The sequence below is a fragment of the Nostoc sp. NOS(2021) genome, assembly GCF_017115025.1.
Taxonomy (GTDB): Bacteria; Cyanobacteriota; Cyanobacteriia; order Cyanobacteriales; family Nostocaceae; genus Nostoc.
In genome coordinates, this window is sequence record NZ_JABXKM010000239.1 from 39,124 (window position 1) to 57,785 (window position 18,662).

Genomic DNA, 18,662 nt, shown 5'->3' on the forward strand with positions numbered 1-18,662 from the left:
TGTAGTAAGTTCAATTCTCTATAGTTCGAGTTTTTGGGTATCTAAGAGTGTCAATTGAATTAACTGACTCACTGAAAAGTTTGCTTAAAGAAACAGCAACTCAATTTATTGGTACAGCAAGACGGCGTTTTTAAGTGCAAACTGTAATGGGATGAGGTTACGCAGGACAACTGCTGGCTCAAAAATAATTGGGGTGGGATAGAAAACTATTTATAAAGGAATTAAAGAATTAACTAGTGGCATTACTTGTGTAGATAATTATTCGGCGAGGGATAATTATAAGGCAGAAGAACTTTACAAATAGAATTTGTGGTTACAATTAGTCATTAGCTAGTGAGTCTAATAAGCCAATAATTCCACTTTTTCTCTTGTTTTCAGTTTAGCAATATCGCCGATTTTTATAAATAAAACATCCCTAATTAATATATAATTTAAATCATTAATATCCTCACATACAGTTAGAATAGTCTGTCTGTTTCCATTAATTGGCATCTTATCTATATTAAAATAATTATGATTTTCATCTATACAAACCTGTCTACATATAACTGCCTTTATGCTGGATATTACAATATATGTTCACACTATTGTTATGATTCTTACTATTATTAATTACAGTTTTTGTTAGACTTTTTAAGTCAAGGAACTCAAATATTTTTTATTCTAATAATACAAAGCATCGAAGAATCTTTCTTGTGTCGTTTGACAAATTAAATGACCATTTACAAAATTAGTGTTGGTATAGAACCAAAGAACGATTTTTATTCATCTTTGCGTTCGTACTATTAGTAGCCAAAACTGTACTTATTGAGATACGCCATACTCGGATTAAAGATTTTGGCTATTGCTTACCTAGAGCAGATTTTAGGCTAATAAATAGAGCTAAAAAATAATTTGGCAAGCGATACTGCGCCTTCTAACTCCTAAATCTTGACTCTTTTGTATTAATCTTCAGTACGAGGAAAGCCATGAAAAATACTCAAGTAACAATCAACGAACCACTTGACGAAACAGCTTGCAAACATAATCAAAAAAAATTGGGTGACAAGAAAAAACTAACTTGCACAAAACCACCACAACCTGGTGCAAACCAAGGAAATTGTCCTTTAGATGGAGCGATGGTTTCTGTCGGAGCTATTACTGATGTTGTTCATTTAGTACATGGTGCTGTTGCTTGTACTCATAATCCTTGGGCAACTCATGGTAGCCTCTCATCAGGCTCTCAATTATACCAAACTGCTTTTACTACTAATTTTGGTGAGAATAATGTCATTTTTGGTGGTGAAAAAAAATTGTACAAAGCTATTCTCGATGTTGCCCAAGGCTATAATCCTACGGCTATTTTTGTCTACGCTACTTGTGTTACCGCTTTGATTGGTGATGATATCGATAGTATCTGTAAACTAGCTGCACAGAAAATTGATATTCCGGTTGTCTATGTAAATTCGCCTGGATTTCTTGGTAGTAAAAATTTAGGTAATCGCATCGGCAATGAGACTTTATTGAAATATGTAATCGGAACGGCAGAACCAGAATTTACCACCCCTTTCGATATCAATATTGTTGGTGATTACAACGTTGCTGGTGATTTGTGGAATGTTTTACCACTGTTCAAGAGATTGGGTATACGCGTTCTCTCCAAAATTACGGGTGATGCTCGCTATAAAGAAATTTGCTATGCTCATCGTGCCAAGTTGAATGTAGTCATTTGCTCCAATGTAGTGCTGCCAATGGCGCAAACAATGAAAGAACTTTATGGAATTCCTTATGTTGAAGAATCTTTCTTCGGTGTGGAAAACTTAAACCATTGCTTACGAAATATTGCAGCAACATTAGGGGATAAATATCTTCAAGAACGTACAGAATGGTTGATAAGAGAAGAAAACGCAGCCCTAGATATTGCTCTAGCTCCTTACCGTCCCCAGTTGAAAGGCAAGCGGATTATTCTTTGTACTGGTGGTGTAAAAATTTGGTCGATTATTTTAGCCGCCAAAGATTTGGGAATGGAAGTAATTGCTACCACTAACGCAAAGACTACAGAAGAGGAGAAAGCCAAAATTAAACAATATCTTGGTCAAGATGGCATTCTTTTGCCCGAAGCAACCCCGCAAGGATTACTACAAGTACTAAAGGATACAAAAGCTGATATTTTGATTACTGGGACTGGCAATAAATATACAGCACTCAAAGCACAAATTCCTTTTTTGGATGTTAACCATGAACGCCATCATGCCTACGCTGGTTATATGGGGCTGGTGGAACTGGCACGAGAATTATATAAAGCCTTGTCTAGTCCTGTGTGGGAGCAAGTCAGCAAACCTGCTCCTTGGGATGAAAAAGTTAACCATGATGTCGCTTGACAAATTATTTGTCAAGCGACAGAATCGCACAACCGATCTCTTTACCACAAGTTGCCTCAATCTCTCTAATATATTTTTTATTACAAATTTATTACTCTGTAAGGTTTTCTTGACGAGTTGGGTAGGTGTTGAAATAGCCACGATCAAAGGATTGCCCTAGAATCTCCTGACCAATTGAGGACAAAACGCGATCGCAATTATCATGTAATACGTAAAAGGATAAATCTCGCAATATCCGCTCCACAGGACTTGGTTTAATCAAGGAGCGAGCTCCACAAGCGTGTACGCAGTCGTTCACCGTTTCCAAAGCCAGTTGCTCAGTTATGTAACGGGCACGATTGCCTGCTTGTTTTGCCCCTAAGACCTGGCCTGTTTCCCAAAGAGTGGCTACCTGCCGCAGCCATAAATGCATAGTATCTATATTAATTGCTGCCTTAGCAATTCGGTGTTGTACGTAGGGGTCGTGTCCTTTTTCCTGTTTGTTGATGTATGCTAAAGCATAATCATAGGCTCCTTCAGCAGCTCCTAAAAAAGCAGCGCCATACAGAGGCGTAAACCGCGTCTGCCACTCCTGTTGGATGTACTGTCCTGGATAGCCAATCAAGTTTTCTTTAGGGATGAAAGTACCTTCAAAGCGAACTAAATAACTTACTGTACCTCTCATCCCAATTGGCTGCCACCAACTATCATCAAAGCTAATACTGGGGTCGGATAGGTTGCAGGCTAGTAACAATACTGATGTCGGTGAGCCATTGCTATGACGCGCTCCCCCAGGCCCTGCTGTGTTGACCAAGAGAATTGCCCACTGTGCTTCTGGGGCACTGGTGGCGAATACCTTTGTGCCATCAATGATATATCCCTCATCTACCACTTGAACACTTGTGCCAAGGCTGGCTTCTTGACCTGGAATCTGAGACTGGGGTTCTCCACTCCAAGCCGCCCATTTCTCACCACGCTGGACAATACCCTCAAACCAGCACTTTTTTTGAGACTCATTAGCCATAGCCGCTAGTAAAACTTGGGCATTTGCGTGTCCTTCCCAGCAACGGGCTAGGGATAAATCCACTTTTGCCAGTTCCTTAGTCATCATCCACAAGGTAAAGATATCGCTATCATGTCCTAACCCTAGACCACCGTATTCAGTTGGCACAACAGGCGCATTCAGACCTGCTTGAAAAAGGTCTTCAAAATCTTCTCTTGGGAAGCTAGCATTGTGGTCATAACCAGCGGCGCGAGAGGCGAATTTATCGCGTGCAAGTTGGCTAATGCGCTCAATCAGAGTTTGCTTGTTGAGAGTTAGATTGAATATCATTTAATAGAAGTAATCGACTTGTTTTTAGTTGCTAATCTTATATCTTGCAGTAGTTGATTTATGGCAATTTTTGTAAGTAGGTTATTTTAATGCGGTATGAATAATAATTATGTTGGCAAATAAAAGTAGTAGGGGAATAAGCAAATATAAGAACATAATTACATACTGTTTGCCTTTTCTTATATGGACTTGAGACTGACAAATCGAAAATTAACCACCAATAAAAATGAGGTTACACTTTTGCACGCTTTACTCATTTACTGTTAGTTTCTTTCAGTGGGTGCAAGATATAAGTAAATAAATCATCAATAACTCGATTAGCTGAGAGATAGCTACCAGTGAGCCAATAAAAATCATCAACTACATAAACTTTACGCTGCCTGACAACATTAAGCTTTGACCACAGAGGTTCTGCCATGAGTTTATTGACAGCTATCTTTGACTGTGCAGGGTCTTTGAAGCCGTAGCGCACTATAAATAGGATATCACCATCTATCTGGGTGAGGACTTCTGGAGAGATATTGTAGCCAACGGGGTTGCCCGCTTTCTTTTGAGTTGCTTTAGCATCCAGATTTTGCGAAGGAGGACGGATTAGACCAGCATCCTCTATGATCACTCCAGAGAATGCACCCTTGGTTAACGGGTTAATCGTCTCTGGGATAAGGCGCACGACGGAAACTAAAGTTTTTTTGAGTCGGGAACCCATTTTTTGTTTGAATTCGGCTAAACGTATGTTATACTCATCCATCAAACGTTTTGCTGTCTCGGTTTTCCCCAGAGCTTTTGCTGCTGGCATAAACGGTTGTTTCCAGTCTCCATTGCTTTGCACCTTAAGCAGAACGGTGGGTGCAATGTGAGACCATAAACTGTAAGTATCCCGGTTCCGAATCGTGCCCAAGATCAAGTCCGGCTTGAGAGTTATAACCTTCTCCATGTTCGGCGGCGTAAGAAGTGCGCCAATGTCTTCAATGCCGGGGTGCTTGTCCTCTAACCCTAGCCCCTGGAGAGTTGAAGCCAGACCTGGAGCACCTACCAGGTTGGCTCCCAAAGCTAGAGGTATTTCCACTAGCCACGGATCTATGACGACAACTCGTTGAGGATGGACGGGGACTAGAGTCTGACCCATTGCGTGTTGGACTAGGTGGACGGGCACAGGTGATGTTTGACTTGAGGGAACAACAGCTATGTCGCTGGTCGGTAATTGACGACTAAAGGAACTGCAAGCAGAAATCACCAAGAGCGTGAGCAGCACAACAAAGCAGAACTTAGGCATATACAGTCAAGAAGATACAGATTATGTTAGAGCGATCGCAGAAAAGGCTGTGAAAGAGGCAGACTGAACTCTCTAGGCTTTGAACAAATTCCTTTACCATAAAGCTTTCTGGCATTGCATATTTGCGGGATTAATTGAGATTTTTGACCAAGGCTAAAGATAGATTCTTTGCGCCTCTGCACGAAACAAAATTCATCTCATCAATCAGCAACATCGGTAAACTTAATAGTATTTTCCCAGCTTATTTTAATTAAAAACGGCTTCAATACTCAATTTGAGTAGCCCAATGATGAGTTGCCCGCATCAGATTAGCAAGATGTAGCGCATTGATTGTAATTGATATGGTTGCCAAAAGCTCAACATTTTTTCGCAGACTTTTTGAGGATAAAAGTAATGAAAAAAATGAGAACCTTTGGCATATTCCCACAGATAATCTTCAGGCTTAAGCCCTTTTAACCAGCCTTTTAATGCAGGTGAATTAACAATGATATCGTTCTTGCTCCCACATACCATCATGGGCATAGAAACCCCGCCTTGAGGTAACTCGGTTAATTTGAAAAGAGAGTGTAAAAGAGGGGATTGTTCTAAATCTCTACATAACACAGCCATTAATATTTTACTAGTATTATGGGGTTGCTCACCAAAGAGATGACGAACACAGCTTGCTAAAACTTGCTCACGACTCATAGTAAATAATTTTCTTTGCAGATAATAGTGGACATGCCAAGTATTAGCAGGTTGAGAAGCTACAGCCAATAAGACCAGCGAGCGCACTTTTTGGGGATAGCGACGAGCAAAAGTTAAGGCGATGCCTGCGGCGGTAAACCACGCACCACCCGCACCATGACCTGCTAAATGTATAGGATGAGAATACTGTGCTAAGAATTCATATATCAAATCTACAGCTTCATCTATGGAACTACCTTCATCTTTATCGTGGAGATATTCCCACTGATCCACATTCATAGACTGTGATATATATTGTAGTAATGGTCGATCAAAACGCTGCAATACATGACTAGAACTGATCCAAACAACATCGGTATCATCAGACATAAATACTCTCAAACATCAAAATTTGGAAATAATCAATTTTTCAAGCGTGTCATTCCACTATTGCTCTGTCACAACTCCCAACTTACTGTTCCCTCCACAATAAATGGGTCTTCAGGATAAACAAGTTGGATAGTTCGAGGGGTGAAGTACTGAACATCGGACAGATTCTTCAGGTTAAGCGCGAAGCGAAGGTGATTTATTCGATAGTAGACAGCAGCATCAAGGCGTAAATAACTGGGTACACTAAACGAGTTGATCAGATCCCCCTGCCGTTCGCCGACATAGAACAAACCCAGTCCAAACCCTAACCCTTGCAAATTCCCCTTGGCAAAGGTGTAAGTCGTCCACAAACTCGCGCTATTCTTAGGAACGTTCACTAGTTGATTGCCAATAATAGATTGATTGTCTTTTGTTACTTGTCCATCCGTATAGGCATAGGAGGCAATCACATTCCAGCCTGGTAAGATTTCCCCGGTAACATTGAGTTCAATACCTCGGCTGCGTTGTTCCCCTGTTGCAATAGAGTAGGTGAGATGATTAGGGTCAGTCGTCAATACATTGGATAGAGTCAGTTGATACAAAGCCAGGGTAGAAGACAGCTTGCCACTGAAGAAATCAGTTTTAACTCCCACTTCATATTGAGTGCCACGACTGGGTTGAAATAAACTACCATCAAACGTGGTTCCAATATTTTGGGAGAAGGATTGACTGTAGCTAGCATAGAGTGAGACGGGTTGGATAGGTTGATAGACAAGACCTACACGAGGACTAAATGCCTGGTCAGGTTGACTTCGATTGGCACTTGCATTTAAAAAGTTCGTAACACTACTCTGGACAAAATCTCCTCGTCCGCCGAGGACTAGCTTCAGGTTGGGAGCAAGGGTTACTAAATCTTGAACATAAAGACCGATATCATCATTGATCGTTTTTTGATTAAGTGTAGAAGTAACAGCACCAATGGGCTTACCGTAGACGGGGTTAAATAGATCAATAGAACCAACAGCACTCATAGTCCGATTGTAAATATTGATCTCTCTGTACAAGTCAAACCCTGCGACTAATTCATTCTGAAGACCACCGATTTTAAATTTACCTGTCAGATGATGATCTAGAGCATACTCGTTATCCACACCTGGTCCTCCTATATCGGTTTGCTCTGAGCGTCTCAGAGTCCGATCATCGGGTAGTAGAGCGACAGAATTGGCACTATCTCTTAGAAAGCCAACAAACCTAACCTTAAAAGCATTCACCCAAGACCAGTTATCATTAAAGCGATGTTCCAAGTTATAGCCCAACAGAACAGAGGTAGTATCGTTTTTGGCGTTCACATCCAATGTGTTAAGACTGAGCGGAATCTTTCCGTTTGGGTTCGACAAAACAGTTCCTACAGCAGGTAGTCCTGTTCTCGGAAACTGCTGCTGGTATCGGAACTCTGTTTCAAAAGTGACTTTTGTATTGGGATCTATTTGCCAACTAACAACGGGTGCAATTAGATAACGCTGGGAGTTAAAAAAGTCAACAAAGCTTCCTGTAGTCAGGTAGGAAAGATTTAACCGATAAAGGAGTGTTTTGTCAGAATTAAGAGGCCCAGAAATATCTAAAGTTGGTTGATACAAACTATAACTACCGCCAGTCATACTGGCAGCAAAGTAAGGCTCACTCAGGGGCTGCTTAGTGATAAAATTAATCGTACCACCTGGATTGCCTTGGCCGTAAAGGACAGAGGCAGGTCCTCTGAGAAGCTCTATCTGTTCAATGTCGTTGAGTTGAGTTTGTCCCGTTGTAGCTCCTCCTACATAGTCCTTAAGACCGTTGCGAAGGATATTAGTCGTCTGAAAACCCCTAATGGTGAAGACATCACCATTGCTCGGCGAATTAAAACCCTGGATAACACCGACGCTTCTTAAGGCATCAATAGCGTTAATGGCTCCTTGATCCTCCCAACTCTGCCGGGGAACCACTTGAATCGACTGAGGAACATCGCGTAGTGGCGTTGGTGTTTTTGTGGCTGTAGTCGCGTCAGGAACGTTATAGCTTCCTTCAGGGGCCCCAATTACATTTAACTCAATGGGTGGTTGCTTTTCCGGTGTTGGTGTTGGCTGCTGTGCCGTGGATGCAGTACTTGTCACCCCAAACACTAAACCTTCACTCTGACTATCAAATAACTCCACCACAGGCGCACCCTTTTCCCCAACTACTGTCACCCGTAGCGTGTTCCCGTCCGCATTGGCTACTGTAATTAGTGTAATTCCTGCTACTGGCTTTAATTGTTGAAAACTCTGCCCACTCGCCAATTGCAACTGAGCATTGGGTATATTTGCAATGTAGGAATTACCTTCAGTTTTCCCAGAAACGGACAATTTCTCAGAATTGGGCGTAACTAAAATTAACTCTATTCCCTTAACAGTGGTATTCACCTTCACATCTGTAACCGACACTACATCTGTTGTCGCTTCAGTTAGTTCAGCGATAAGGTTCTGATCTCTGCTGACTCCCAATACATATGATCTGCCACTGAGGGGACGTTCTATAAAATTGGCTTGACGAACTTCTGATATGGGTGTTTGCGATCGCTTCGCTTTCCACTTGGTGACTAAAGCAGATTGAACAGAGGTTTTTCTGACTACTGATGCGTAGGCGTAGCCCGCCGCAGGCATCGCTTCTTTATTGACTGGGGACTGTGCAAGAGTTAGCTCCTGCTTGACTAGGTTACTACCCAAACCGATGCAAACACTCGCTACCAAACTTGGCAAACACCCATTGCACACACCCCGATGATTGCTCATTCCACTTTCCTACCAATCTACGTGCCAATATTCTTTACCATCGCAAGTAAAACTTACATTGCGAAGTATAAGCAAGATTGAGTAGGAAATCAACCATTTATGTTGTTTTCCAGACAATTATTCTAATGAGAAAGATTCTTAACAAGATGTTGACATCTGAGTTTTTACCTAGCGTGGCGTTACTTTAGAGGAACTTTTTATATATCTCTACTATGCGTCAAGCCTGATATACAAGTGGCTAAAAGGGACGCGATCGCAGTTCATCAAAGACTGCGATCGCAGCGGGTTCGTCTGTCCACGATGGATTTAAGAATAGTAGCGTTGGCGCAGCCCCCCGGAGGCATCGCCATATCTCGTAATTTAGTATTGTTGACCCGAAACGTTAGTGACTTCAGCAAGGTTCCAGGTTTAGTGAGGGAGGATTGGACGGTGTAGAAGAACAGGCGGGCTAACTCAGCCGTTATGCTGCAATTGTAGGCAAGTTGCACTGCTATTAAGGCATAAATTTTGTCCCCTATGCGTCAAGCCTGATAAACAAGTGGCTAAAAAGGACGCGATCGCACGAACTACCAGAGGCGGCGATGGTTGGGCGGGGACTTTGCTACCGCTGGCAAGGTCGGTAGGGTCGGGCTGGCTCATGCATCTGAAATGAAAAACCCCACCCAACATGCTCCCTACTTCTACGACCGCCCAAAGCCATCTAGGCAGCCCTAGATATTAAAGGAGGCTATTCTCCTGGCATCAGTAAGCGGTAAAGGAAGTTTTTACTTACTTGGTTTTGTCTAGCCATTTCCAGAAGGAGTATATCTCCATTTTTGAGGAGGACGAAAAAGCATTTAGCATCGAGGTAATCATCGTTGCGTAATCCTTCATCAGCTACCTTTGTTTCCTCTATCTCTTCATAGTTCAGGTAATGCTCTTTGTCCTCAGCGTCTACTACATTAAATACGATCGGCATTGGCTTTTAAGGTACAAGAATACATTGTCAAGCATAAGTCGTATAGTTGCTCCAAGTCTGTTAGTTTAGTTGCAAAATATAACCCTCCTGGGATGTCATGGGAGGGTTCGGGCTTATTATAAGGATTTCAATATTCCAAGGGCATCTAATGCGCCTTTGATATTTTAACTAAGTCATCAATTAGGCAACTTGGAACTAATCAAGGCAACCAATTTCTCAGGTACTTGCCGCTCATAACTTCATCAATTGTGCATGGACGAATGCTGACATGATTCGTTGATATGCTCTGCTATGGGGAATTTTTCAGGGTTTGGCAACGGCTCCTGTTTTATTATTTAATACTGGAGCGATCGCAGTCTTTGATCAACTGTGATCGCAATGGCTTCGTGTGTCCACGATGGATCTAAGAATAGCAGATCGCACTCTTAGATACAGGTGCAAGTGTTAATGTTCTACCTTACGAAATTGGCTTACAGTTAGGAACAATCTGGCAAGAGTAGATTAGTGAATCTCTATAGACTTCTACTTGCGATCGCAACAGGAAAATTAGTAGTGTTGTGTAAGTCCTAATCGCTACCTTCCGCATAAAAACCTCAGACAAAAAAGTGTCATTGCCAGATATAAATAAGGACAAACAAAACAATCCAGATTACATCAACAAAGTGCCAGAAAATAGAGGTGGCATTTACACCAAAATGACCTGTGTCGTAGTTACCAGGTATAAAAGAGCGACCCAAAACAATCATCTGCAACAAAATGCCAGTGAGAACGTGCAAGCCGTGAAAGCCCGTTAACAAGTAGAATGTGCCACCGAATGTCCCGGAGGTGAAACCAAACTCCAGGTGGCTCCATTCAATCGCTTGTCCGACTAAAAAGTAACTTCCCATTGCGATCGTTGCCAAGAGATACAGGCGAAACCCTTTCAAGTCATGACGTTGAAGGGCTTTTTCTGCTAAGTAAATGACAAAGCTACTGGCAACTAGAATGACTGTGTTGATTGCCGGATCTTTGACTTCTAACCCTGAAACACCAACTGGTAGCCAGTTAGGAGTCGTTGTTTTGTAGATGATATATCCGGCGAAAAAACTTAAAAAGATGACGCTTTCAGACATCAGGAAGATGATGAAGCCAAACATCTTGTTGCCTTCTTCGTCGTGGCTATGTTCTGCGCCTGTTTGGTGCAATTCATTTGAATTGATATAACTGTCCATTGGTGGAATTATTTTTTACCTTGAGGGTTGAATTTGAAACGCACCAGATAGCGCAGGGAAGTGCAGAGGTACGCGGAGGATTTCTGCGTCTTCCCGATTCTTTGCTCCCGTCTGCGCTTGTCAATGTTGAGTGGCTATGTTTGCCGTTTCACAGGAAAGGTTAGCCGTCAATGGTTCAGACTTACCGTAGCCGTAGGGTTGAGAGATGATGATGGGAATTTCTTCAAAGTTCTCTACTGGGGGTGGAGAAGAAACCATCCACTCTAATCCAATTGCCCGCCAAGGATTGTCAGGTGCTTTCTCGCCTTGCATCCAAGAAATCACCATGTTGAAAATGAAGGGCAAAGTTGACATTCCCAACAAAAATCCGCCGAGGCTAGCAATAATATTCCAGAATTGATACTCCGGGGCGTAGGAAGCAACTCGGCGTAACATCCCTTGTAATCCCAAGGGGTGCATAGGCAAAAAGTTGATGTTGGTGCCGATGAATGCCAGCCAGAAGTGCAATTTACCCCAGCTTTCGGAGTACATCCGCCCAGTCATCTTGGGGAACCAGTGGTAGATGGCAGCAAATAAGCCCATCGTCACTGTGCCGTAAAGGACATAGTGGAAGTGACCGACTACAAAATAGGTATTGTTGACGTGAACATCAACAGGCACAGAAGAAAGCATGATACCTGTGATGCCGGCGAAGACAAACATTACCAATCCACCCAAGGCGAATAGCATCGCTGTATTCAGCCGCAGCTTACCTCCCCAAATAGTCGCTACCCAAGCAAATACTTTAATACCCGTGGGTACAGATACACACATCGTTGTCAGCATGAAAATCAACCGCATCCAACCAGGTGTACCGCTGACATACATGTGGTGTACCCAAACAATACCGCTGACGATCGCAATCAAAATGGATGAAACGGCAACTACTTTATAGCCAAATAGGGGTTTGCGGGAATAGACAGGAAAAATTTCTGAGAAAATCCCGAAAATCGGCAGAATGATCACGTAAACGGCAGGGTGGGAGTAGAACCAAAAGTAGTGTTGAAACATTACTGGATTCCCACCCTTGCTGGGGTCAAAAAAGCTCGTGCCAACTGTGAGGTCAAGTAGCAACATCACCGCACCTGCTGTTAGTGCAGGTAGTCCGAAAAGTTGGATGATTTGGGCGCTAAATACTGCCCAGACAAACAACGGCATTCGGAAGAAGCCCATGCCTGGGGCCCGCATCTTGACAATGGTGGTGACAAAGTTGACTGCCCCCATAATCGAGGACACACCGGATATTGCCACCGCCAACAGCCAGACAACTTGCCCATTAATCAAGTTACCTGTGGGATTTTGGAGACTAACTGGTGGATAAGACCACCAACCTGCTTGGGCTGGGCCTCCAGGAACCAAAAAGCTACCCATCAAAAGAATTCCCACCACAGGCACCATCCAAAAGGCAACGGCGTTGAGGCGGGGAAATGCCATATCTCGCGCCCCAATCATTAAAGGCACGAGATAGTTAGCAAAACCAACTAGGGAGGGAAATGTCCACAAAAACAGCATTATAGTGCCGTGCATAGTGAACATCCCGTTATAGACGGTGCGATCGACTAAATCTGATTCGGGTGTTAACAGTTCTCCCCGAATCACCATTGCGAAAATACCGCCGATGAGAAGGAAGAAGAAAGAAGTAACGAGGTACTGGATACCAATAACTTTGTGGTCTGTACTAAAACTGAAGTATTCTTTCCAGCCCTTGGTCGTTTCGTGGTGCGGCTTCTCACTAGGGAGAATGCCTTGGATTGGGATATTTGTCATCGCTGAATTTCCTTTCAACCGGGATAATTGACCAAAGGAGGTGCCGCAGGTGCAACAGTTACCCAACCAGTTTTGACTGATTTACTGGCTGCTTGGGCATACTCAGAATTTGCTTGATTATTGGCGGGAGATGGTTTTTGGGTTGCGGCTTTGGCTAACCACTGGTGATAATCCTCTGGTGATTCGACGACTACATTCGCCTGCATGGTGGCAAAGTATGTGCCACTATATTGGGAATCGGTAAGCCGATATTTACCCGCACGGATGGGGGTAAATTCAAAGTCGATCGCATGGTTGGGAATAATATCTTGCTTGAGGCGGAATGCCGGAATGTAGAAGCCGTGGAGAACGTCTTGTGATTGCAGTGCCAAACGCACGCGGCGATCGCTAGGCAAATGCAACTCACTACTGGTAATATTTTTCTCAGGGTAATGGAACACCCAAGCCCATTGTTTAGCTAGAACATCAATCTTTTCAACAGGTTCCGCTAAGTCCTCTTGTGGTGCTGCGAATGCCGATTCCATCCCCATCGGGTTATGCAAATGAACAAGTTCCATCGGCCCTTGAATCCCCATTTGCTCGTAGACTTGGTAGCTATAACCTGCAATCCAAAACACCAAGAGAATTGGGATTGCTGTCCAGACGACTTCCAAGGTGACATTACCATCAATTGGGGGGCCGTCAGTGAAGTCATCTTTGACAGCCCGATGGAAGATCACAGAATACATCAGAGTACTTGTTACTCCCAAGAAGATGAAGGCACCGAGGGTTACTAAGAAGCTAATCAAATCATCAATTAGTTGGGATTCGGCCGCTGCTTGAGGGGGAAGCCAGGAGTAAGCCTGTTTACCGATCCAAAGACTGATAGCAGTCACTGCGATCGCGCCTGTAAGCGGCGTCAAAATATTTAAAATCTTCTGGATTTTCATGGTTATTGGTTATTGGGCATTGGGCATTGGGCAAATGACTAACACTTATTTGAGTGTTGTGTTCAGGTCTTGGCCCAATCGCAGCAAATTATCTGCTGTATTGTGTACGCCAAATTCGGTGGCTAGTTGCGCTCCTAGTGTGCCGTGGACGAACATAATGAACATGATTGCTATGCCTGCGAACAGATAGATCCACTGCACTTCTCTATCTGTCTGTTTATATGCCTGTTTGTCCCAGATATAGCGCTGGCATCCTCTCCAAATGGTCATCCCAACAATCAGCGCTAATAAAAAGACTCCACCTATACCATGCCAAATCATGGTTTGCATTGCCTGTAATCCCCAGGCACTCTTGACATCAGTAGGTGGTGCTGCTAAAAGCATTTCGTAAAAGCCTGCTGCCACAGTGAAAAAAGTGATGATGCTGGAAGCGACCATGTTATACCAGCCAACATCAAAGAAGTTGGCACGTTTGACAGTAATCGCAAAATATTTGAAGACCCATATTTCCAAGGGAAACAGCACGCCAACGATATCGAAGGTTATCCCAATGATGAACAAGCCCAGAGTGAGATGGACTAAGTTGGGATGAATAGGAATGGTGTAAGGTAGTCCGTTACTACCTAGTTGTGTACTTAATTGGTCAATTAGTTCCGAGTTCATGGCAAAATAGCATTTTTTACTGCTTCAACAACTGGCACTGTATGTAGTCCATATACCCAAACAAGTTCATCTCCGAGATATACTTGGAAGCCAACTATTAGGATTACAAATAGCCCCACTATCATGTAATGAATCGGTAATTTGTCAGGGTTGCGTGTACGAAGTACATAACGCCAAGCTGTAATCGCTGTGATCATTCCCGAAAGCGACCAACCAATCAACGTATGCAAATTCAGCACTGCTTTAACAGCATCGTAAGGTTTTGCCAAGCCAGCTTCAAACTGACCAAAGATAACGGCAACAAAGATGGCGATCGCAGCGACACACATATTCCACCAACTGACCTCAAAAAGACGAGCGTTACCAGTGAAATAACCAACTACATCGCAGGCAAAGGCAAACAACACCATCGCAATTACGAAGTGGACAACGATGGGATGAATTGTATCTGGGTAGGGTAAATTGTGGTCGTTCAAAGATGTAAAGTAATTAAGCATTGCGTTCTGATCCATCTATTAGCTAGAAGTTAATATTTAGTAGCAACAAAGTAACTTCTAACCCTTAAAAGTCACAACCTTTTGACTTCTATAACGACTTTGTTTGGACTTAAAATCTATCCAAATAACAGCACTTATTCTCATTATGAGAATTATTTATACAGAGCAGCTTCATTTTGATAGTTAGAAGCCTTGGAATCTGATGCACCCCACCAAATAGGGTTTGGACATTATTACGCCCATGCAGTGCCATTGAAGGTTGATAGGCAAGAAATAGGGGCTTGAGTGGAAAAATACTGAAAATGCATTTCAGGCTGCATAGCTCATCTGAAAGCGTTTATTCTTGCCTGAACGCTTACCAGAGATGTTTGACTGAATCAACCTCACTTCTAAGGTTATGAGCTAGCGAGATACAAAAACCATACCTTTAAGATAAATTTTGCATAGAGCAAGGTCATAAATAAAATTGGTGAGCTTTAAGTATGCCTTATTTTTTGAAGATTTTTGTGTTTTTGATTTTCTATCTCCATATATAAAGAATATCATACATCTGGCAAAATTACTTGCGATCGCTAACTATTTTTCAAACAGTATTTTTGATTACAATTAATCATGAACTAGAGGATTATCAGCCAATAATTGCGTTTTTTCTTTTGTTTCAGTGTGAGGAATTCTGACCTGCTCAAAAAAGTTAGATACCCAAGGTAAAGCCACAAGAATTCCCGCTAATACTACTAAAAATACTGCGATTCCAAAAATTTGGTCACGGGGAATTTCAAGAACACCGCGTAAAATCACTTCTCTTAAAGCAGAAACCATAGTAATCTCTACTGCTGCTGCCACGGATGTCCGTTGTTGTTGTATATGATCAATTAACAGGCGGAATAACTCTACCAAAATCAAAATGAACAGGATATCAGATGTTACTTGCCGTAAATCTAATGGACTCAAAAAGGAGAAGAACATATCTCCCAGTCGGATGAGCATCACACAGAATAAACCAAGGCAGAGAGAAATGATAATAAAGTCTTGAAAAAACTCCAGGTTACGTACAATTGTATTTCTTTGTAACCAGTTATTTAAGTTTAAAGTTAGCCCTTTTAGCATCGTCTTTCCTAACAGTCTAGATTCATTTATTTCCATAACTTAAATAGTGCTGAGTATCTAGGATCGATTACTCAGCACGGGCTAAACCCTAGCTATCCGCTAACGGAACTGTATTCAATCCCCATTATTTAGCTATGGGGTTCAACTCAGCCCTTTTAAATTATTTTGAACCGTTGACGTTGAGGTTATGTGCGGTTTCGGCAGTTTTCATCTTGGATGCTGCGGTTGTTAAGTTATTCGCAGCCTTGATGATCTCTCCTAATGTTTCGTTAATCAGATTCTCATCAAGGGAGGTTTCTGATAAGTAAGTTTCTATGAAAATCTCCACTCGATTAACAATTATTTTGCTTTGAGAGCGTAGTTTGTTGAGGTCTTTGGTAGATAGATTATTCATTGTTTGAAGCTCCTTTTGTTTCGCGGGTTAATTCTACATTTTTGATCAGCAATTCTCAGTCAAAGAGCGATTCTTACAGGTCAGCCCTTTTTTGAAAGAGAAAGCTTGCTGGAATACCCATTAAATCGTTCGCTTATTGACTAGACCTCTTGCATAAATTTAAATTGTCATGTTGAGCGGAGCGAAACAGAGTAGTGAGATTCTTCTCTCCACTGCGTTTTGCTCAGAATGACATTCCTGATTTTTTGACTTTTGCAAGAGGTCTACTGCTTAAATGCCTTCAGATTCCCCAATTTAGTACAAGGGTTTAAAGCAGGAGAATTGCTGGATCTGGAGAGTTAGCGGGTCTATTTATTCCTTAGGACTTACGCACTGAAATTATCTTTTAAGACTGGGATGCACCCTTTGAGTCTTTAGTGAAGCGGTAACAAGTCTTTAAGCGTCAGAAGCTTTGGTGCAGACATCAGAAGTTATTCTTTAGTCCCTACTGCGCGTAGCTTGCTCTCTACTAGGGGTACGGTGGATGCTTAGAGTTCTCTGTGTCTTCTGGCTGCCAACTCCTTTTATAGCAACTTTAAGCCGAAGTTGTTGAGAGTTTCACGTAAGTTTTTGCATCCTTTTAAATAGTCTAAAGTTGCGATCCGCTCGGCTGAGTTTTGCGACCAATCAACAGCAGCATTCATCTTTTGTTCAGTGTAGAATTCCTTCATGATATCGTTGTAGTGAGCGATCGCCTCATCTTGTTCTACCAATTTATAGATTTCCCGGTGCAATACAGCTGACTGCGGTAAACGTGGCTTAATAGCAGGTTGTACCTCAGGATTGGGATAACCCACACACAATCCAAATACGGGGAACACAAAAGGTGGCAAATTTAGTAGTGTTGCTACCTCTTGCGTGTTATTGCGGATTGCGCCAATATATACCGTTCCCAAACCAATAGATTCAGCGGCTAGAGTGGCATTTTGCGCTGCCACCGAGGCATCGACTATTGCTTTAAACAACAGTTCTATGTAATCCAGAGCCACATGAGGTAGTCCGCGACTGTCAGCAATATGAGCCATCCGACCTAAATCTGCTAACCAAATTAAAAATACAGGAGCCTGGTTAACCCATACTTGGTTATTAGACAGCTTGCATAATTCTGCTTTGCGCTCTTGATCTTCAACCGCTACTACACTCCAAGTTTGCAAATTAGCTGAACTAGCAGCAGATTGAGCAGCTGCAACTAGCCATTCCAGGGTTCCTGGTGGTAACGGGTCAGATAGATAAGACCGAACTGAACGGTGAGATAGTAGTGTTTGTAGAGAGTCATTCCAGTCAATTTCGTAATTGAAGGGAATCTCACCGTAGCGCGATCGCAGTAGTTCTGTAGGATTGGTCATAGTCAACTTTTCAACCTGAACACTTTTTTACGATTTCAGAGGGATTACCAACGACGAGAAGGAAGAACCAGAAAATCAGGAGGCTGATTTTCTGATAGAAGTAGAGAGAAAATACTTGACTACTAGGCAGCTAACTGGGTTTCTCCGAAATCTGAAGTTAGGCGACCATTCCGAAAAAAAGCAACTCGTAAAGCTAGCCGAGACTCAGATACAGGGCAAGTAAGCGGAGTTACCATATGCCAAGAATTGTCAGAACGCGCGATCGCAACTGATGAATCACTAAGGGGTAGAATATCTTGGAAGGCAGATTCCGGCTGGGAGTCTTTGAGAATTCGCAAACAGCCTCCCCAGTCTACAGACCATTGTTGATTGAAAAATAGCAGATGAGTTAAAACTTTGTTCGGCTCGTCTGTATGAGGGTGATGCAGCTGTCCTAAGTTGTATCGGCGAAATCCAATATCCATTAGACAGTCCTTTAGTTCCAAACCAGACATTTCGGCTATTGCTGCGCGGTAAGAATCTGTCCACAGTCCTTCTATCAACTGTCGCCAGACTTTACTGAGGTGTCTCAAGTCATAAGTAAGTCTGCCTTGTGCCATCCGCTCTCGCCAGCGATTATCACTAGATTTGAGCATCAAGGAAATATCCTCGCTAGTTGCAAGCATCTTTCCCCAGGAGTATCCGTATCCCTCTCCCTCCGACAGGCGAAACTCTTCGTGGGGAAAACTTGCAGTTAGTTCTAAGCTTGCTTCTGGTGAAAGCAGGTTTTTGATCAAAGCCCAATTATATGGGACTTTTTGCATTGCTGTGGCACGAATGGAATCAAAATTAAGCATGGTAGAAAAAACGCTTTAGTAGAATTAACCAATCATGATTACCCTGGATATCAAGTGGCATTGAGGGACTGGGGACTTGGGGACTGGGG

17 protein-coding genes and 2 pseudogenes are annotated in these 18,662 nt (G+C 42.6%); 4 read left to right on the forward strand and 15 right to left on the reverse strand.

The window, feature by feature from the left end; all coding sequences use genetic code 11:
* Positions 1 to 53: 53 nt before the first annotated feature.
* Both HWQ41_RS25240 and nifE read left to right on the forward strand, forming a co-directional pair.
* Positions 54 to 292 (forward strand): annotated as a pseudogene (locus HWQ41_RS25240) (ISAzo13 family transposase); the annotation flags it as partial.
* A 676-nt stretch (positions 293 to 968) separates the two neighbouring features.
* Positions 969 to 2,360, forward strand: coding sequence for a nitrogenase iron-molybdenum cofactor biosynthesis protein NifE (nifE, locus tag HWQ41_RS25245; protein ID WP_292769145.1), 1,392 nt, complete (start codon positions 969 to 971; stop codon positions 2,358 to 2,360).
* 91 nt (positions 2,361 to 2,451) lie between these two features.
* On the opposite strand, the gene HWQ41_RS25250 is transcribed toward nifE, so the two are convergent.
* From HWQ41_RS25250 to HWQ41_RS25265, 4 genes are all read right to left on the reverse strand, one after another.
* Complete coding sequence (locus HWQ41_RS25250; protein WP_292769148.1) at positions 2,452 to 3,672, reverse strand: acyl-CoA dehydrogenase family protein; 1,221 nt, start codon at positions 3,670 to 3,672, stop codon at positions 2,452 to 2,454.
* Positions 3,673 to 3,925: 253 nt separating this feature from the next.
* Positions 3,926 to 4,798, reverse strand: a complete 873-nt coding sequence (locus tag HWQ41_RS25255; RefSeq protein WP_292769150.1) for an iron-siderophore ABC transporter substrate-binding protein — start codon at positions 4,796 to 4,798, stop codon at positions 3,926 to 3,928.
* A 450-nt stretch (positions 4,799 to 5,248) separates the two neighbouring features.
* Positions 5,249 to 6,001 carry an alpha/beta hydrolase gene (locus tag HWQ41_RS25260; RefSeq protein WP_292769153.1) on the reverse strand — a complete coding sequence of 251 codons (753 nt, stop codon included), beginning with the start codon at positions 5,999 to 6,001 and terminating at the stop codon, positions 5,249 to 5,251.
* Between the two features lie 68 nt (positions 6,002 to 6,069).
* Complete coding sequence (locus HWQ41_RS25265) at positions 6,070 to 8,787, reverse strand: TonB-dependent siderophore receptor (protein WP_292769156.1); 2,718 nt, start codon at positions 8,785 to 8,787, stop codon at positions 6,070 to 6,072.
* Between the two features lie 234 nt (positions 8,788 to 9,021).
* On the opposite strand from HWQ41_RS25265, the gene HWQ41_RS25270 reads away from it, so the two are divergent.
* Entirely contained in the window at positions 9,022 to 9,222 is a 201-nt protein-coding gene (locus HWQ41_RS25270) for a hypothetical protein (protein ID WP_292769159.1), read from the forward strand.
* A gap of 18 nt (positions 9,223 to 9,240) precedes the next feature.
* Here the strand turns inward: HWQ41_RS25270 and HWQ41_RS25275 are convergent, their stop codons facing one another.
* The gene (locus HWQ41_RS25275; RefSeq protein ID WP_292769162.1) at positions 9,241 to 9,426 is read right to left on the reverse strand and encodes a hypothetical protein; all 186 of its coding nucleotides are present in this window, start codon (positions 9,424 to 9,426) and stop codon (positions 9,241 to 9,243) included.
* 88 nt (positions 9,427 to 9,514) lie between these two features.
* Positions 9,515 to 9,745 (reverse strand): hypothetical protein, encoded by a 231-nt coding sequence (locus HWQ41_RS25280; protein ID WP_292769165.1) that lies wholly within the window; start codon positions 9,743 to 9,745, stop codon positions 9,515 to 9,517.
* Between the two features lie 416 nt (positions 9,746 to 10,161).
* Between HWQ41_RS25280 and HWQ41_RS34380 the strand changes: the two are divergent.
* Positions 10,162 to 10,239: pseudogene (locus tag HWQ41_RS34380) on the forward strand (retroviral-like aspartic protease); the annotation flags it as partial.
* A 114-nt stretch (positions 10,240 to 10,353) separates the two neighbouring features.
* Here the strand turns inward: HWQ41_RS34380 and HWQ41_RS25285 are convergent.
* The 9 genes from HWQ41_RS25285 to HWQ41_RS25325 form a co-directional block, all read right to left on the reverse strand.
* The gene (locus HWQ41_RS25285; RefSeq protein WP_292769167.1) at positions 10,354 to 10,956 is read right to left on the reverse strand and encodes a heme-copper oxidase subunit III; all 603 of its coding nucleotides are present in this window, start codon (positions 10,954 to 10,956) and stop codon (positions 10,354 to 10,356) included.
* Positions 10,957 to 11,076: 120 nt separating this feature from the next.
* The gene (gene ctaD / locus HWQ41_RS25290; protein WP_292769169.1) at positions 11,077 to 12,762 is read right to left on the reverse strand and encodes a cytochrome c oxidase subunit I; all 1,686 of its coding nucleotides are present in this window, start codon (positions 12,760 to 12,762) and stop codon (positions 11,077 to 11,079) included.
* 14 nt (positions 12,763 to 12,776) lie between these two features.
* Positions 12,777 to 13,691: a cytochrome c oxidase subunit II gene (locus HWQ41_RS25295; RefSeq protein WP_292769171.1), complete on the reverse strand. Its 915-nt coding sequence runs from the start codon at positions 13,689 to 13,691 to the stop codon at positions 12,777 to 12,779.
* A 45-nt stretch (positions 13,692 to 13,736) separates the two neighbouring features.
* On the reverse strand, positions 13,737 to 14,354 hold the full coding sequence (locus HWQ41_RS25300) for a DUF2231 domain-containing protein (RefSeq protein ID WP_292769174.1): 618 nt from the start codon (positions 14,352 to 14,354) through the stop codon (positions 13,737 to 13,739).
* Positions 14,351 to 14,851 (reverse strand): DUF2231 domain-containing protein, encoded by a 501-nt coding sequence (locus HWQ41_RS25305; RefSeq protein ID WP_292769187.1) that lies wholly within the window; start codon positions 14,849 to 14,851, stop codon positions 14,351 to 14,353. Before HWQ41_RS25305 ends, HWQ41_RS25300 begins: the two co-directional genes overlap by 4 nt.
* Positions 14,852 to 15,457: 606 nt before the next feature.
* A complete protein-coding gene (locus tag HWQ41_RS25310; RefSeq protein ID WP_292769190.1) occupies positions 15,458 to 15,958 on the reverse strand; it encodes a phosphate-starvation-inducible PsiE family protein in 501 nt (166 codons plus the stop codon).
* A 160-nt stretch (positions 15,959 to 16,118) separates the two neighbouring features.
* Positions 16,119 to 16,352: a hypothetical protein gene (locus tag HWQ41_RS25315; RefSeq protein ID WP_292769178.1), complete on the reverse strand. Its 234-nt coding sequence runs from the start codon at positions 16,350 to 16,352 to the stop codon at positions 16,119 to 16,121.
* Positions 16,353 to 16,915: 563 nt separating this feature from the next.
* Complete coding sequence (locus tag HWQ41_RS25320) at positions 16,916 to 17,737, reverse strand: NADPH-dependent oxidoreductase (protein WP_292769181.1); 822 nt, start codon at positions 17,735 to 17,737, stop codon at positions 16,916 to 16,918.
* Between the two features lie 122 nt (positions 17,738 to 17,859).
* Entirely contained in the window at positions 17,860 to 18,573 is a 714-nt protein-coding gene (locus HWQ41_RS25325) for a 2OG-Fe(II) oxygenase (RefSeq protein ID WP_292769183.1), read from the reverse strand.
* Positions 18,574 to 18,662: the final 89 nt, after the last annotated feature.

Excerpts from the sequence above, each read along its gene's own strand:
- nifE (WP_292769145.1), top strand. The coding sequence starts at position 969 with ATGAAAAATACTCAAGTAACAATCAACGAACCACTTGACGAAACAGCT.
- HWQ41_RS25250 (WP_292769148.1), bottom strand. The coding sequence starts at position 3,672 with ATGATATTCAATCTAACTCTCAACAAGCAAACTCTGATTGAGCGCATT.
- HWQ41_RS25255 (WP_292769150.1), bottom strand. The coding sequence starts at position 4,798 with ATGGGTCAGACTCTAGTCCCCGTCCATCCTCAACGAGTTGTCGTCATA.
- HWQ41_RS25260 (WP_292769153.1), bottom strand. The coding sequence starts at position 6,001 with ATGTCTGATGATACCGATGTTGTTTGGATCAGTTCTAGTCATGTATTG.
- HWQ41_RS25265 (WP_292769156.1), bottom strand. The coding sequence starts at position 8,787 with ATGAGCAATCATCGGGGTGTGTGCAATGGGTGTTTGCCAAGTTTGGTA.
- HWQ41_RS25275 (WP_292769162.1), bottom strand. The coding sequence starts at position 9,426 with ATGAGCCAGCCCGACCCTACCGACCTTGCCAGCGGTAGCAAAGTCCCC.
- HWQ41_RS25280 (WP_292769165.1), bottom strand. The coding sequence starts at position 9,745 with ATGCCGATCGTATTTAATGTAGTAGACGCTGAGGACAAAGAGCATTAC.
- HWQ41_RS25285 (WP_292769167.1), bottom strand. The coding sequence starts at position 10,956 with ATGGACAGTTATATCAATTCAAATGAATTGCACCAAACAGGCGCAGAA.
- ctaD (WP_292769169.1), bottom strand. The coding sequence starts at position 12,762 with ATGACAAATATCCCAATCCAAGGCATTCTCCCTAGTGAGAAGCCGCAC.
- HWQ41_RS25295 (WP_292769171.1), bottom strand. The coding sequence starts at position 13,691 with ATGAAAATCCAGAAGATTTTAAATATTTTGACGCCGCTTACAGGCGCG.
- HWQ41_RS25300 (WP_292769174.1), bottom strand. The coding sequence starts at position 14,354 with ATGAACTCGGAACTAATTGACCAATTAAGTACACAACTAGGTAGTAAC.
- HWQ41_RS25305 (WP_292769187.1), bottom strand. The coding sequence starts at position 14,851 with ATGCTTAATTACTTTACATCTTTGAACGACCACAATTTACCCTACCCA.
- HWQ41_RS25310 (WP_292769190.1), bottom strand. The coding sequence starts at position 15,958 with ATGCTAAAAGGGCTAACTTTAAACTTAAATAACTGGTTACAAAGAAAT.
- HWQ41_RS25315 (WP_292769178.1), bottom strand. The coding sequence starts at position 16,352 with ATGAATAATCTATCTACCAAAGACCTCAACAAACTACGCTCTCAAAGC.
- HWQ41_RS25320 (WP_292769181.1), bottom strand. The coding sequence starts at position 17,737 with ATGACCAATCCTACAGAACTACTGCGATCGCGCTACGGTGAGATTCCC.
- HWQ41_RS25325 (WP_292769183.1), bottom strand. The coding sequence starts at position 18,573 with ATGCTTAATTTTGATTCCATTCGTGCCACAGCAATGCAAAAAGTCCCA.